The sequence below is a fragment of the Burkholderia sp. AU33545 genome (assembly GCF_020419685.1).
GTDB classification, from domain to species: Bacteria; Pseudomonadota; Gammaproteobacteria; order Burkholderiales; family Burkholderiaceae; genus Burkholderia; species Burkholderia diffusa.
The window spans coordinates 407,870-421,583 of sequence record NZ_JAIZRQ010000007.1 but is presented as its reverse complement, the minus strand read 5'-3'; the positions used below and the strand labels follow the sequence as shown (position 1 = coordinate 421,583).

15 protein-coding genes and 1 pseudogene are annotated in these 13,714 nt (G+C 66.1%); 10 read left to right on the top strand and 6 right to left on the bottom strand.

From position 1 onward, the window contains the following. The first annotated feature begins 30 nt into the window (after positions 1–30). A complete protein-coding gene (locus tag LGM71_RS24730) occupies positions 31–1,278 on the top strand; it encodes an MFS transporter (protein WP_226116925.1) in 1,248 nt (415 codons plus the stop codon). A gap of 77 nt (positions 1,279–1,355) precedes the next feature. Further along, on the top strand, positions 1,356–1,922 hold the full coding sequence (locus LGM71_RS24725) for a DNA-binding protein (RefSeq protein WP_226116923.1): 567 nt from the start codon (positions 1,356–1,358) through the stop codon (positions 1,920–1,922). 42 nt (positions 1,923–1,964) lie between these two features. Here the strand turns inward: LGM71_RS24725 and LGM71_RS24720 are convergent. The 3 genes and pseudogenes from LGM71_RS24720 to LGM71_RS24710 form a co-directional block, all read right to left on the bottom strand. Beyond that, positions 1,965–2,105, bottom strand: a pseudogene (locus LGM71_RS24720) (polyamine ABC transporter substrate-binding protein); the annotation flags it as partial. 214 nt (positions 2,106–2,319) lie between these two features. Further along, positions 2,320–3,012: a pentapeptide repeat-containing protein gene (locus LGM71_RS24715; protein ID WP_226116921.1), complete on the bottom strand. Its 693-nt coding sequence runs from the start codon at positions 3,010–3,012 to the stop codon at positions 2,320–2,322. 84 nt (positions 3,013–3,096) lie between these two features. Then, on the bottom strand, positions 3,097–3,735 hold the full coding sequence (locus LGM71_RS24710; protein ID WP_226116919.1) for a TetR/AcrR family transcriptional regulator: 639 nt from the start codon (positions 3,733–3,735) through the stop codon (positions 3,097–3,099). A gap of 264 nt (positions 3,736–3,999) precedes the next feature. On the opposite strand from LGM71_RS24710, the gene LGM71_RS24705 reads away from it, so the two are divergent. Next, the gene (locus tag LGM71_RS24705; protein WP_226116917.1) at positions 4,000–5,187 is read left to right on the top strand and encodes a beta-propeller fold lactonase family protein; all 1,188 of its coding nucleotides are present in this window, start codon (positions 4,000–4,002) and stop codon (positions 5,185–5,187) included. A 169-nt stretch (positions 5,188–5,356) separates the two neighbouring features. Here the strand turns inward: LGM71_RS24705 and LGM71_RS24700 are convergent, their stop codons facing one another. Continuing rightward, entirely contained in the window at positions 5,357–6,115 is a 759-nt protein-coding gene (locus LGM71_RS24700; RefSeq protein WP_226116915.1) for a hypothetical protein, read from the bottom strand. Between the two features lie 144 nt (positions 6,116–6,259). Then, positions 6,260–6,394 carry a hypothetical protein gene (locus tag LGM71_RS33205; RefSeq protein WP_006750603.1) on the bottom strand — a complete coding sequence of 45 codons (135 nt, stop codon included), beginning with the start codon at positions 6,392–6,394 and terminating at the stop codon, positions 6,260–6,262. Positions 6,395–6,784: 390 nt separating this feature from the next. On the opposite strand from LGM71_RS33205, the gene LGM71_RS24695 reads away from it, so the two are divergent. The 6 genes from LGM71_RS24695 (at position 6,785) to LGM71_RS24670 (ending at position 11,665) form a co-directional block, all read left to right on the top strand. Continuing rightward, on the top strand, positions 6,785–7,216 hold the full coding sequence (locus LGM71_RS24695) for a hypothetical protein (protein ID WP_124629452.1): 432 nt from the start codon (positions 6,785–6,787) through the stop codon (positions 7,214–7,216). 102 nt (positions 7,217–7,318) lie between these two features. Continuing rightward, positions 7,319–8,131, top strand: coding sequence for an alpha/beta fold hydrolase (locus tag LGM71_RS24690; protein WP_226116913.1), 813 nt, complete (start codon positions 7,319–7,321; stop codon positions 8,129–8,131). Positions 8,132–8,316: 185 nt separating this feature from the next. Further along, positions 8,317–9,486: a class C beta-lactamase gene (gene ampC / locus LGM71_RS24685; protein ID WP_226116912.1), complete on the top strand. Its 1,170-nt coding sequence runs from the start codon at positions 8,317–8,319 to the stop codon at positions 9,484–9,486. 93 nt (positions 9,487–9,579) lie between these two features. After that, positions 9,580–9,933, top strand: coding sequence for a hypothetical protein (locus LGM71_RS24680; RefSeq protein ID WP_226116909.1), 354 nt, complete (start codon positions 9,580–9,582; stop codon positions 9,931–9,933). 160 nt (positions 9,934–10,093) lie between these two features. Beyond that, the gene (locus LGM71_RS24675; RefSeq protein WP_151048055.1) at positions 10,094–10,348 is read left to right on the top strand and encodes a hypothetical protein; all 255 of its coding nucleotides are present in this window, start codon (positions 10,094–10,096) and stop codon (positions 10,346–10,348) included. 144 nt (positions 10,349–10,492) lie between these two features. Then, positions 10,493–11,665 carry a 4-hydroxybenzoate 3-monooxygenase gene (locus LGM71_RS24670; RefSeq protein WP_124629448.1) on the top strand — a complete coding sequence of 391 codons (1,173 nt, stop codon included), beginning with the start codon at positions 10,493–10,495 and terminating at the stop codon, positions 11,663–11,665. 78 nt (positions 11,666–11,743) lie between these two features. On the opposite strand, the gene LGM71_RS24665 is transcribed toward LGM71_RS24670, so the two are convergent. After that, the gene (locus tag LGM71_RS24665) at positions 11,744–12,643 is read right to left on the bottom strand and encodes a helix-turn-helix domain-containing protein (RefSeq protein WP_059600665.1); all 900 of its coding nucleotides are present in this window, start codon (positions 12,641–12,643) and stop codon (positions 11,744–11,746) included. A gap of 183 nt (positions 12,644–12,826) precedes the next feature. Here LGM71_RS24665 and LGM71_RS24660 point away from each other — a divergent pair, with 183 nt between their 5' ends. Continuing rightward, positions 12,827–13,663 (top strand): SDR family NAD(P)-dependent oxidoreductase, encoded by an 837-nt coding sequence (locus LGM71_RS24660; RefSeq protein WP_174912866.1) that lies wholly within the window; start codon positions 12,827–12,829, stop codon positions 13,661–13,663. The last annotated feature ends 51 nt before the right edge of the window (positions 13,664–13,714 follow it).

Sequence of the window (13,714 nt, the reverse complement as noted above, 5' to 3'; positions counted from 1 at the left end):
ATGTCGCCCGGACATTTCCGGCAGGACACCATGGCAGCAAACATGAAATCTTCGGCGCTTGGCGATCCGGCGGCGCCGCGCGACGAGCAGGTCGGGGCGTACGCGTGGAAGGCGCTGGCCGGTTCGGCGATCGGCTATGCGATGGACGGCTTCGACCTGCTGATCCTCGGCTTCATGCTGCCGGCGATCACGGCGGCATTGCAGCTGACGCCCGGGCAGGGCGGCGCGCTCGTCACGTGGACGCTGATCGGCGCCGTCGCGGGCGGCATTCTGTTCGGTACCCTGAGCGATCGTTACGGCCGCGTGCGCGTACTGACCTGGACGATCATGCTGTTCGCGGTCTTCACCGGCCTGTGCGCGTTCGCTCAGGGTTTCCGGGATCTGCTCGTGTATCGGACCATCGCGGGCATCGGTCTCGGCGGCGAGTTCGGAATCGGCATGGCGCTCGCGGCCGAAGCGTGGCCGGCCAGCAAGCGGGCACGCGTCTCGTGCTACGTCGCGCTCGGCTGGCAGGCCGGCGTGCTGCTCGCCGCGCTGCTGACGCCGATGCTGCTGCTCCATGTCGGCTGGCGCGGGATGTTCGTGGTCGGCGTGCTGCCCGCGCTACTCGCGTGGATGCTGCGCAACCGGCTGCACGAGCCGGAAGTCTTCGTGCAGCGCGCGACGCGGCCGCGCGCCAACGCGTTCCGGATGCTCGTTGCCGACGCCCGCACCGCGCGCACGAGTCTCGGCATCGTGATCCTGTGCTCGGTCCAGAACTTCGGCTACTACGGGATCATGATCTGGCTGCCGACCTTTCTGTCGAAGCAGATGGGCTTCTCGCTGACGAAGTCGGGGTTATGGACGGCGGCGACCGTCGTCGGGATGATGATCGGCGTCTGGGTGTTCGGGCAGCTCGCCGATCGCATCGGCCGCAAGCCGACGTTCCTGCTGTACCAGCTCGGTTCGGTCGTGACGGTCATCGTATACGCGCGGCTGTCGGACCCGACGGCGATGCTGTGGGCCGGCGCGCTGATGGGGATGTTCGTCAACGGGATGGTCGGCGGCTACGGCACGCTGATGTCCGAAGGCTATCCGACCGCCGCGCGCGCGACCGCGCAGAACGTGCTGTGGAACCTCGGCCGCGCGGTCGGCGGCTTCGGGCCGGTGGCGGTTGGCGCGCTGGCCGCGCACTACTCGTACCAGACGGCGATCGCGCTGCTCGCCGGCCTCTACGTGCTCGACATGGTCGCGACGCTGTTCCTGATCCCGGAACTCAAGGGCGTCGAACTCGAATGATGCTGCGCGGCGCGCGCCGGGTTTCGCGACCCGGCGCCACGGCACGGTTCAATTCAATTTCATCACCGGAATTCACGATGCAACGCAACAACCGAACGATCGGCGTGATGGGCTCGGGCAAGGAACCATGGCTCGCGTTTTCCGAGCCGCTCGGCGCATGGCTCGCGCAGGCCGGCTTCAACCTGCTGACGGGCGGCGGCCAGGGCGTGATGCTGGCGGTCGCGCGCGCATTCGTCGGCGTGCCCGGGCGGGCCGGCCGGTCGATCGGCATCGTGCCGACGCAGCCCGATCCGCACGCGGGCTTCGTGCCGCTCGACGGCTATCCGCATCCGTTCGTCGAGATCCCGATCCTCACGCCGCTGCCGCGCCGCGAACCGGGCGCCGATCCGCACACCATCAACCGGAACTACGTGAACGTGCTGAGCAGCGACCTGATCGTCGCGCTGCCCGGCGGGCACGGGACGGCCGAGGAGATCGCGCTCGCGCAGCGCTGGCGCAAGCCACTCATCTGCCTCGGGCCGGAAGGCGAGTTTCGGGAACGCGCCGCGGTCGCGACGTGCACGTCGTCGCTCGACGACGTGATCCGGTTCATCGACGCAACGTTCGCGGCGGCGTTGCCGCATGCGGAGCGGGCGCAGGGATAGTGGCCGTGGCTGTCCCGCCGTTGTCTGACGCGAGCTGCCCCGTCAGCGCCCGGTCTTCAGTTGCGCCCACAACCGGTTCTGGAGCCGGCGAATCTCGGGCCGCATCGGCTTGAGCACCGTCATCTTGCTCAGTACCTCGTCGGCCGGATAGACCGGCGGATCGTGTGCGATCGCGGGCTTCACGGAGGATGTCTCCGGATTTTCCCTAGTCATTCGAGTGCCGATGGGTTCGGTCGGCGAATATGAGCGCACGGGGCATGCGTGACATGCGCCGGTCGGAATGCCGCTGAAGTGATGAGAATATTCGACAGATTGCCGGGCGGCATTTGCCGCATGCGCGGCTCTCGAGCGAAGTCGCGAATATCGGCCGCGACGTGAAGAAATGCGTGTGCAGTCATCAAGCGACCCGGATCCCCAGATTCTCGATCAGCATCGCGGCCTGGTCATACGAGATGGTCGCGCCGCGCAGCACGCCCGACGCGAGCAGCTTCGGCGTGCCGCCGAGCTCCACGTCGCGCAGGTCGGCTCCATCGAACCGTACGTCGTTCAGATGCGCGTTGCGCAGGCTGCCGCCTTCGAACACGGCGTCGCGAAAGTCCGTGCCGGCGAGATCGGCATCCGAGAAGTCGAGCGCCACGAGCCGCGTCTTCCGGAATGAGAAACGTCGCAGGCTCGCGCCGACCAGCAGCGTGTTCGAGAATTCGATGCCGAGCGGCTTGCATTCCTCGAAGTCGGCGCCGGTGAGCCTGCATTCGTCGAAGCGTGCGGAGCCGAGCTTGCTGCGGCGCCAGCTCGTGTTGTTGAGATCGCAGGACCGAAACTGCGCGTCCTCGAGATCGGCCGACGCGAAGCTCGCCTGGCGCGCACGGCAGCGAATCCACGCGGTCTGCGCGAGCGTCGCGCCGACGAACGACGCTTCCGCGAGCGCGCAGCGCTCGAACCGCACGCCGCGCAAATCGAGCCGCGACAGGTCCGCGCCTTCGAGGTCGCAGTCTTCGAGACGAATCGGCGCGGGCGAGCCTTCGACGAGAAGCAGCAGGTCGGCGCGATCGAGTGTTCGGCCGGAGACGGAAGCTCCGCAAGTCGTCATGGGGAAATCCAGTGTGAGTTGAAAGGTTCGTGGCCGGTATCGGATGGCATCGACCGGGTTGCGCGACATCGCGCGCGCTGCCGTTCAGCGCGCCGCCTTCATCCTGGCCGCGGCCGGCTTGCCGACCGGCTCGCGCCGGGACGTCCACAGGATGCGCATCTGCGCGCGCATTGCCTGCTCGTCCGCCGGAATCAGGGAGTACGCCAGCGCGATGCGGCTGATCAGCGCGATGACGTCGTCAAGTGCGGGCACCTGCGCGCCGTGCAGGGCAGCGTATTCGCGGTACGGCTGTTCCAGCACGCGTTGCCACATCGGCGCGACGTTCTCGACGATGTAGCCGAACACTTCCGTCGAGACGCTCGTGGCGAGATAGTTGTGGTGAAAGCCGCCGTGATGACGATCGCGGTAGCGCACCGCGAAGCACACGCTTTCCTCGCAATAGGCCTCGAAGTCGTGCTCGAAGCCGGTGAGCGCGCGCTGCATCTCGTCGAAGAAAGCGGCATTCTCGACGCCGATCACGCCCTGGATCAGTTCCTTCTTCGTGCTGAAATAGCGGTACAGCGTGCGTCGAGAAATGTTCGCACGACGTGCGACGTCGTCGATCGACAGACGGTCGATCCCGTACTCGATCATCGCGTCGAGCGTCGCGCGCAGGATTGCATTTCGCCCGTCGTTGACACTGTCCATCCTGCTGGCGTCGCCCCAGCGCAGTTGCCGATCCATCCTTTTCCTCGATGCCGTGCGTTGCGCGGCGTGTGCCGGTGTGCCGACCGAATGCGTCGGTTTGGAATTCTCGCACACTTTGTCACAAATTAATTATTCTGTGACATAGCGTTGGGCGCATCAACCCGCCCGGCGCGTTCTTGAGCGGCGGGCGCGAGACGCCGGATTCGCGCGCTTTCGTGCATCATGCGGTTGCATCGACCCGTCGAGCAGCAGGGCCGTGCGAATCATTGCGTCCGCAACCGATCCGGAGAACCGACCGCCATGCATTCGAATCTCTTTCGTCTTCGTCGCGCCCGCCTGCTCGCCGCGCTGACGCTCGTCACCACTGCCGTCGCCGCGCACGCGGCCGACTGGATCGTGTCCGGCAACGACGGCAAGTATCAGCGCGTCGAAGGGCGCGACACCTATCTCGTGTCGCCGCCCGCCGACACGCTGACGCTGCTCGACGCGAGCGTATTTCCGCCGAAGGTCGCGTTGCAGGTCGATGTCGAGAACGGCATCCAGGGGCCGCCGCAGGCCGTCGCGATCGCGCCGGGCGCAAAGCTCGCGCTGGTCGGCGCGCCGACGCGCTACGACATGAACGCGAAGCAGCTCGTGTACGACACGTTCCTGCAGGTCGTGGACCTCGATGCGTCGCCGCCGGCGATCACGCGTATCGAACTCGGCACGCACCCGCAGGGGATCGTGATCGACCGATCGGGCCGGCTCGCTCTGGTGGCGAACCTCGACGGCAGCGTGTCGATCCTGCGGATCGACGGGACGCTGGTGACGCTCGACGGCAACTTGAAGATCGGCAAGAAGCGGCTCGCGGGGATCAGCTTCACGCACGATGGCAAGCATGCGCTCGTGTCGCTGCGCGACGAGCAGGGCGTCGCGGTGCTGAACGTCGACGACGGCAAGGTGACCGACAGCGGCACACGACTGAGCACGGGCGTCGCGCCCTATACGATCGACGTGTCGAGCGACAATCGCTGGGCCGTCGTCAGCAACGTCGGCCTTGCGGGGCTGCCGGGCTACACGGGCACGCTCGCGGGCGATGCGGATTCGGTCGCGCTGATCGACGTGTCGCGCACGCCGTTCCGCACGGTCCAGTACCTGACGGTGCCGTCGCTGCCGGAGGGCGTCGCGATCTCGCCGAACGGGAAGTGGATCGCCGTGCAGGCGATGGACGGCTCGAACCTGACGGCCGACAACCCGGGCCGCCGCAAGCTCGGCAAGGTGGTGCTGTTCGAGATCCGCGACGGTCGTGCGGTGCTGACGAGTGAAGTGCCGGGCGGCGAAGCCGCGCAGGGCATCGTGTTTACCGCCGATAGCCGGCACGTGATCGTGCAGTTCAACGTCGAGCGCCAGCTCGCGCTGTATGCGGTCGAAGGCGGCAAGCTGCGCGATACGGGCAAGCGCATTGCGCTGTCGGGCGGGCCGTCGTCGTTGAGGACGTTGCCGCGGTGATGTGTTGAAGCGTTGACGGGCTGGTCGATGCGCGCATCGAGCCGGGCCGGGATGCGGGGCTGCGCACGCAGCCCGACGCTGCGGCGCTGGCGACGGTCAGCCGCCTTCCGCAAGCCGGACGGCTCGCGCCGCTACGCGTCGCGCAGCGCCAGCCGATCGCGCCCGCGGGTCATTGACCGAGCAACGCCGGCAGGTTGCCTTCATGAAGATGAACGCCCACGTGGACGGTCTTGAACCACGAACACGCATACAGCTTGCCTCCGCACATCCGCCATTTCCTGCAGAAAGACAGATCCTCCGACAGCGAGCGACCGTCGGGTTCCCTCAGGAATTCGAAATGCTCGTACATGGTGGTCGAATTCGGCGACAGGTTTTGATAGCTCGGCGGGAACTGGACCTTCGTCTCGGGAAAAGCTTGCGCCATCTTCTCGAACACGCCGCGCGCGATCATCATCAGACCGGCGCCGCCCGAGTGGATTTCGGAAACCGAATCGAGCTGGATCCGGGGCGCTGCACCGTCCACCGCATACACGGTCTGGCTGTAATCGGAGCTGAACAAGGCGAGCCGTTCGGGCGGTGCCGACGGATCCGAGCGCGCGGCCTCGGCGACCGCCGGCCAGTTGATGCTCTTGGACGGATACAGCCCGAGCATCACGTCGTGCTGCTGTTCGAACATCCGGATCACGTCGCTGCCGCGAAAGCCGATGTCCGCATCGATGAACATCATGTGCGACAGGCCGCTATGCAGGAAACGCTCGATCGCGACGTTTCGTTGCTGATGCAACAATGCGGTGCCGCTCACGTAGAAGTATTCGAACGCGAGGCCGGCACTCAGGCACGCACGCTGAAGCTCCAGCAACCCGTTCACGTAGGGCAGATAGCACATGCCACCGTAAGCGGGCGTGGCGACGAAAATGCCTTGTTTCATGGTCGGATGGCGGTCGTGGGTGATTGCCGTGTTCGCACTGCGCGAGGATGACGATTCCGACCAGCATCTTACGCTGCGTCACGGCCCGCCGGTCGGCATTTTTCAGCGCAGCGGCAAATCGCGTCACTGCACGCGCCGTCGCCGTTACGGACGCAACAGGTCGAATCCGCCGAATACGACAACGCCGCTAAGCGCAATCATCGCGACCGAATGCTGGCCGAAATAGAGAATCGCGGCAGCGAGCCACGTGGTCAGGCAGAAGGCGCCGATGCGGGCCATCGTGAGTTCCTCGAAATGCGTGATGAAGGGCGTGCGTGCCGGAGTCGGCGCGTCGTCATGTCGATGCGGGCGCGGGGCTCGCGCATCGACGGCGCCGGAGGGCATCGCGTATCGGGCGCGACCGGGCGGGCGCCGACGCGGGGTAGCCCGCGAGGCCTTGCCGGAAGCAGCCGGTGTGCTGCGGCAGCAGGCCAGCGGGCGATTTTACCAGCGTCGACGGTCGGCTAATCTGGCCCCTTCGCGACAATCGACCGTACGCGCTTCGCAACCGCCGCTTCAAGGCACTTCGGAGGTCGGGGCTAAAGTTTTATCTGACGAATACCGTAAACAAGTTGCAAGGTATTCCCTGTTCAACCAACCCGAGTTGCACACTCATTACGGACCGACACGATGCAGATCGATCTTTCTTCCGCCGCTCAGACTTCGCTTGCCACCGGTCAGGCGACTGCCAACCCGTCCGGCACCGGTGCCGCGCCGACGGCGACTTCCACCGCGTCGTCGTCGACGGGCAGTGCCGCGCCGGCCGGCGGCGCGGGGCAGACGCCGGGCGCGTCGGGATCCTCGGCCGCGGATCCCGCAGTCACGCAGCTCAAGCAACTCATCGAGCGCTTGCAGAAACAGCTTGCGCAAGTGCAGCAGCAAATGGCGGCCGCCGCGCAGCGCGCGAAGAACGATCCGGCCGCGGCGATCGAGCAGCAGACGCTGAGCGCGGAAGCCAGCACGATTTCCGCCGCGCTGTCGACGGCGATCGCGCAGCTCGCGCAGGCGATCCAGAAGTCGGGCGGCTCGACTTCCGGCGGGCTGGTGTCGACGCAGGCCTGACGGCACGGCGCCGCATCGTCCCGCCGCGCGCGCACGCGTCGCGGCACGCTACCCCGCGCATTACAATCCGAAGCTCGTCTCCCTCGAAAGGACGGCAGAACGATGAATGCGGAATTCACCGACGACGATCTCGTCCGCTTCGACGCGCAAGGCGGCACGCCGCTGCCGGCGGCCGACACCGAAGGATGGCTGGACCACGACGGCGCGCGCATCTGGCACGCGTCGTTCGGCCATGGCGCGCCGGTCGTGCTGCTGCACGGCGGCCTCGGTCACGGCGGCAACTGGGGTAACCAGGTGCCGGCATTGCTCGCGGCCGGCTACCGCGCGATCGTGATCGACAGCCGCGGCCACGGCCGCAGCACGCGCGACGATCGCCCTTATTCCTACGAACGCATGGCCTCCGACGTGCTCGCGGTGCTCGATGCGCTGCGCATCGGGCGCGCACGCTTCGTCGGCTGGAGCGACGGCGCGTGCGTGTCGCTCGTGCTGGCTGCCCGCGCGCCGGAGCGTGCGGCGGGCGTGTTCTTCTTTGCGTGCAACATGGATCCGGGCGGCACAAAGGAGATGGTGCCGGGCCCGCTGATCGACCGCTGCTTCGCGCGGCACCGCAAGGACTACGTGCGGCTGTCCGCGACGCCGGGCGAGTTCGATGCGTTCGTCGCGGCCGTCAGCGAAATGATGCGCACGCAACCGGATTACAGCGCGGCAGACCTCGCGGCGATCGCCGTACCGGTCGCGATCGTGCAGGGCGAGCACGACGAATTCATCCGCCCCGACCATGCGGCGTATCTCGCACACACGATTCCGGGCGCGACGCTGACGATCCTGCCGGACGTGAGCCACTTCGCGCCGCTGCAGCGGCCGGCGCGCTTCAACGCCGCGATGGTGGCATTTCTCGACCGGTTGCCGGACTGATGTCCGCATGGCCGGTTCACGCGCCGCATAAGATTTTCTTTAGGCTCGTGCAAAATTTCATCGATTGTTCGCAGGCAGCCGGCGGGGGATAGTCCTGCTCGACAGGCCGGCTGCCCACGGTCCTCGCGCGGCGCGGCCTGACCTGTTGTTCACGCAACCAACATAAAATCGAAGGAACCGCAATCATGCGATTCAACGCGATCCGCATCGCCGCGACCCTGTTCGTCGCCGCGTGCGCCGCTGCCATGGCTGGCCGCGCGGCCGCTGCCACGCAGGACGAAATTCACGACACCGTGACCCGCCACGTCGCGCCGCTGATGAAGCAGTTTGCCATTCCCGGCATGGCGATCGGCGTCGTCGTCGACGGCAAGCCTTATGTGTTCGACTACGGCGTGATGTCGACGCAAACCGGCAAGCCGGTGACCGGCGACACGCTGTTCGAGATCGGCTCCGTCAGCAAGACGCTGACCGCGACGCTTGCGGCGAACGCACAGGAAGGCGGCGAGCTGTCGCTCTCGGACCCGGCCGGCAAGTACCTCCCCGCGCTGCAGGGCAAGCCGTTCGGCGTCGTCACGCTGCTCAATCTCGGCACGCATACGCCCGGCGGAATGCCGCTGCAGGTGCCGGATAGCATCCGCGACGACGCGGACCTGATGCGTTATCTCGACGCGTGGCGGCCTGCATACGCGCCGGGCACGCGTCGCACGTACTCGAACGTCGCGATCGGGATGCTCGGTTTTCTCACCGCGAAGGCGATGCATGAAGACTTCACAGTGCTGATGGAACAGCGGCTGTTCCCCGCGCTCGGGATGACGCATACCTACATCGACGTGCCCGCCGCACGCCAGGCCGATTATGCGCAGGGTTATACGCAGGACGGCAAGCCGATCCGGATGACCGGCGGCATGCTGTGGCAGCCTGCGTACGGCGTCAGGACGACGGCGGCCGATCTGCTGCGCTTCGTGCAGGCGAACATGGGGCTCGTCGAAACGTCGCCGCGGCTGCAGCGCGCGCTCGAACGCACGCATACCGGCTATTTCCGTGCGGGCCCGTTCACGCAGGACCTGATCTGGGAACAGTATCCGTATCCGGTCGCGTTGCCGACGCTGCTCGCGGGGAATGCGCCGCCGATGCTCCACAACGCGACACCCGCGACCGAACTCGAGCCGCCGCTCGCGCCGCGCGCGGACACGTGGATCAACAAGACGGGGTCGACCAACGGCTTCAGCGCCTATGTCGCGTTCGTTCCCGCGAAGCGGATCGCGATCGTGATGCTTGCGAACCGCAGCTTCCCGATCGAGGATCGCGTGAAGACCGCGTACCGGATCGTCGAGTCGCTGCACGGCAAGCCGTAACCTGAGTCGCGTCCGCCCGCGTGGTCCGGCAACTGGACCGGACGAGTGCGCGAACCGCCGGCAGGCAAGGGCATGCGCGGCCGGCGCCGCTGAGTGGGTTCGGTCGCCGCACAGCGCGCCGAGACCCGCGCTTCCTCTCACGCCCGTCCTTGCGACGATCGCCTTGATCTTGCTGCGCATGGTGCCAATGCGCACGCCGTGCGTGCCGCTGCCGATGTCGGTCGTGATGGCCATTTCCGCACGCATGAGCGTGCCTTGGATATCCCCATTCCCAGATTGCCGCACGCGCCGCATCGCGCGGATGCGGTGCGATCGATTCAAGCAGTCATCCTCAATATTGTGGATGCCGTCGCGAGGCGGAGCATCTACGATCGTCAACGGAGGATCGCAGTGCGGATGCAACCGACGCGGCACAACGGCGACGTTTCGAAGGCCGCGCGGCAATGATCCGATGATATGAACTAAATCGTTGCGCGGATCGGCGGTGTTCTGACACAGAGCGCGCGTACCGTGACGGGAAGCGAGTACGACGTGTTCCCCGAAAAGACCATGCGGCGACGCGGCGATGACGACAGGCCAGGGCAGTGTTGCGGGGGGTATCGATCAGATGCTCACGAGAGACTATGTGGAGCGCGAGCTTTCTCATATCGAGAGAATGGTCGCGCTGCTGGAAAGCGATGCCGATAGCGGCGATGCGGCGATGCCGTGTGCGATGCGTGTGAGTCGTCCGAGTTACTGGCGCGGGCGGATCGAAGCGCTGCTGGCGATCCCCGGCATGCCGCGCCATGTGACGGAACTCGCCAATGGCCTGCTCGCGAAGATCGACGGGATGGAGTCGCGCCTGGCAACGGTGAAACCCTGACCGAGCGGGTGCACGCCACGGATGGCGTGAAGCGCATCCGGACTTTATCTATTATCGAGATAGTCCATATTCCGGATATCGCGTTGCGGGATAGCGCGTGCCGCCGCCAAACTTGCGCAAAATCAATTCCACCCGGAGACATTCATGCGTACGCAAGTCGGCATCATCGGCGCGGGGCCCGCGGGCCTGCTCCTTTCCCATCTTCTTCATCTGCGCGGCATCGAGTCGGTCGTCCTGGAGTCGCGCAGTCGCGAACAGATCGAGTCCACCATTCGCGCCGGCGTGCTCGAACAGGGCACGATGGACGTGCTGACCGAAGCCGGTGTCGGCGACCGGATGAAAGCGGAAGGCGCGCTGCATCACGGCTTCGAACTCGCGTTCGAAGGCAAGCGCCGCCGCATCGATCTCACCGAACTGACCGGCAAGGCGATTACCGTCTACGCGCAGCACGAGGTGCTCAAGGATCTCGTGGCCGCGCGTGTCGCGGCCGGCGGTGCGCTGTACTTCAACGTATCCGGGACGACGATTTCCGGCATCGAGACCGATGCACCGTCGATCCGCTTCGTGCACGACGGTGTCGAACAGACGCTCGACTGCGATTTCGTGATCGGCTGCGACGGCTCGCAGGGCGTGTCGCGCACGATGATCCCAGCCGAATTGCGGCAGGACTACGAACGGGTCTTTCCGTTTGGCTGGTTCGGCATTCTCGTCGAAGCGCCGCCGTCGTCGGACGAACTGATCTATGCGCGCCACGAGCGCGGCTTCGCGCTCGTGAGCACGCGTTCGCCGAACGTGCAGCGCATGTATTTCCAGTGTGACCCGAAGGATTCGGTCGACAACTGGTCCGACGATCGTATCTGGGCGGAGATGCATGCGCGTGTCGATTCCGCCGACGGCCAGCGGGTCGTGGAAGGCCGGATCTTCCAGAAGAACATCGTCGGCATGCGCAGCTTCGTGTCGACGACGATGCAGCATGGCCGGCTGTTCCTCGCCGGCGATGCCGCGCATATCGTGCCGCCGACCGGCGCGAAGGGCCTTAATCTCGCGGTGTCCGACGTGCGCATCCTGACGTCCGCGTTGCAGGCGTTCTATGACGAAGACCGCACCGACCTACTCGACGCATACAGCGAAACCGCGCTGCGCCGGATCTGGCGCGCCGAACACTTCTCGTACTGGATGACGCGCATGATGCATCGTCTCGACGACGCGTCGCCGTTCGAGCAGCGTTTGCAGGTCGCGGAGCTCGAGCACGTGACGACGTCGCGCCCGGCGGCGATGGCGATGGCGGAAAACTACGTCGGCGCCGTCGCGGTCTGACGTGCCGCTAGCGGGTCGGCTGTTCCGGTCGCGACACCCCGGCGTCGCGACCGGCTCCACCGGCTGAATCGGGCCGGTTCAAGACTGGCCGGGCATCAGCTCGCGATGGGCCGATTCCCTGAATTCGCCCGGTGTCTGGCTGGTCTGCTTGCGGAAATAGCGGCTGAAGTACGCGCTGTCCGCAAAGCCCATCTCGTGCGCAATCTGCTTTACGCTCAGATTCGAATAAACCAGCTCGCGTTGCGCTTCCCGGATCAGATGCGCGTTGACGACCGCCGTCGTCGAAATCCCCAGCTCCTCGCGGCAGACGCGCGCAAGCTGCGCGGCCGTCACGCCGAGCCGCTCCGCATAGAATTCCACCGGTCGATGCTCGCGAAAATGCGCGTCGATCAGCTCGCGAAAACGTCGCAGTAACGTCCCGCGCCGGTCGATGCCGGCATGCGACGGCGCTGCCGCGAGATCGCTCAAGCGCGCGACATGCACGACCAGCGCGACGAGCAGCGCCATCCCGGCCGCGCCGCGGCCGCGTGACGTGCTGCGGAATTCCTGTTCGAGCAACGCGAACAGCGGCATCAGCATCGACACGCTCGCGTCCGGCCCCTTGACCGGAATCATCGCCGCACGTTGCAGGGTCGACAGCGCACCCGGCGCGACCGTCTTGACCAGCTTTTCCAGCGCGTGCTGCACGACCGTGACCACGAGGCCGTCGATTTGCGGCGAGAACTCGAAAGCATGGACCGTCTGCGCGGGCAGCAGCACGAGGCACGGCGGCGCGAACGTGTGCTTCCCGCTCTCGATCACGACATGCCCGTGCCCGCCGCGGATGTACAAAATCTGCAATAGCGCATCGTGGCGGTGCGCGGCGATATGCCAGTCGTTCGGCCGGCTGCGCTCCGGTATCCATTCGAAGTTGAACGCGTCGTACCAAGGCGGACGAGCCGATTCGCCATACAGATCGTAGTTAGGGATTCTCCTCATGCCGCGCGGCCTCCTGTGTACAAATTGTCCTGTTGCTTGCGGCGTTTGTCCAGTTTTCGCGCGATGCGCGCTTCTATACTTTTCGCATCGACGTAGCGCTTGCAACTGACGCATCGCGCGACGTTCCGGCAGCGTATGCCGGATCGATCCGGACATTTCAAGCTTATTTACAGAGGAAACCTAATGATATCGCAAGCAGACACCCGACAGGCGGACTGGCTTCGTCTCGACGGGCAGGTGTGTGTCGTGACGGGGGCGGCGGGCGGCATCGGTACATCGATTGTCGAAGCGCTCGTGGCAGCCGGTGCGCGGGTCGCGTTGCTCGACCGTGACGCGGACAGGACGATCGCCGTCGCGGAGCGGTTGCGGACGGCAGGCGGCGATGTCGTCGCGATCGGATGTGACATTGGCGACGCGGCGAGCGTGAGCCAGGCCGCGGAACGCGTCGAGCGCGATTTCGGTCCCGTCGACGTACTTGTGAACAACGCCGGCCTGTTGCGTGCCGGCGGCATCGAGACGATCAGCCTGGACGCATGGAACGCGATGCTGCAGGTCAATCTCACCGGCTACATGCTCTGCTCGCAGGCGTTCGGCCGCGCGATGCTGGCACGCGGCTCGGGCTCGATGGTGCATGTCGCGTCCATCGCGGCGCGCTACCCGCAGACGCATAGCGGTGCGTACAGCGCGAGCAAGGCAGCGGTCGCGATGCTCGCGCGGCAGCTGGCGGCGGAGTGGGGGCCGCGCGGCATCCGCAGCAATACGGTGTGCCCGGGGATGATCCGCACGCCGCTGTCCGAAGCGTTCTATCAGAGCGGCGACATCGAGGCGCGACGCAGCGCGATGACCGCGAGCCGGCGCATCGGCCGCCCCGACGACATCGCGAACGTCGTCGCCTTTCTCGCGAGCCCGCGCGCCGCGTATGTGAACGGGGCGGAACTGGTGGTTGACGGTGGACTCGACGCGATGCTGATGGATCTCGTTCCGCGGCCTGGCTATGAGGCCGGTGCCGGCGCAAGGTAGTTCAACGACATTGCCGCGCGTGATGCAGACACGCCGCGTTCAGCGGCGTGG

Excerpts from the sequence above, each read along its gene's own strand:
- LGM71_RS24695 (WP_124629452.1), top strand. The coding sequence starts at position 6,785 with ATGCAGATCGATCTTTCTTCCGCCGCTCAGACTTCGCTTGCCACCGGT.
- LGM71_RS24675 (WP_151048055.1), top strand. The coding sequence starts at position 10,094 with ATGCTCACGAGAGACTATGTGGAGCGCGAGCTTTCTCATATCGAGAGA.
- LGM71_RS33205 (WP_006750603.1), bottom strand. The coding sequence starts at position 6,394 with ATGGCCCGCATCGGCGCCTTCTGCCTGACCACGTGGCTCGCTGCCGCG.
- LGM71_RS24725 (WP_226116923.1), top strand. The coding sequence starts at position 1,356 with ATGCAACGCAACAACCGAACGATCGGCGTGATGGGCTCGGGCAAGGAA.
- LGM71_RS24710 (WP_226116919.1), bottom strand. The coding sequence starts at position 3,735 with ATGGATCGGCAACTGCGCTGGGGCGACGCCAGCAGGATGGACAGTGTC.
- ampC (WP_226116912.1), top strand. The coding sequence starts at position 8,317 with ATGCGATTCAACGCGATCCGCATCGCCGCGACCCTGTTCGTCGCCGCG.
- LGM71_RS24660 (WP_174912866.1), top strand. The coding sequence starts at position 12,827 with ATGATATCGCAAGCAGACACCCGACAGGCGGACTGGCTTCGTCTCGAC.
- LGM71_RS24670 (WP_124629448.1), top strand. The coding sequence starts at position 10,493 with ATGCGTACGCAAGTCGGCATCATCGGCGCGGGGCCCGCGGGCCTGCTC.
- LGM71_RS24715 (WP_226116921.1), bottom strand. The coding sequence starts at position 3,012 with ATGACGACTTGCGGAGCTTCCGTCTCCGGCCGAACACTCGATCGCGCC.
- LGM71_RS24665 (WP_059600665.1), bottom strand. The coding sequence starts at position 12,643 with ATGAGGAGAATCCCTAACTACGATCTGTATGGCGAATCGGCTCGTCCG.
- LGM71_RS24705 (WP_226116917.1), top strand. The coding sequence starts at position 4,000 with ATGCATTCGAATCTCTTTCGTCTTCGTCGCGCCCGCCTGCTCGCCGCG.
- LGM71_RS24690 (WP_226116913.1), top strand. The coding sequence starts at position 7,319 with ATGAATGCGGAATTCACCGACGACGATCTCGTCCGCTTCGACGCGCAA.
- LGM71_RS24700 (WP_226116915.1), bottom strand. The coding sequence starts at position 6,115 with ATGAAACAAGGCATTTTCGTCGCCACGCCCGCTTACGGTGGCATGTGC.
- LGM71_RS24730 (WP_226116925.1), top strand. The coding sequence starts at position 31 with ATGGCAGCAAACATGAAATCTTCGGCGCTTGGCGATCCGGCGGCGCCG.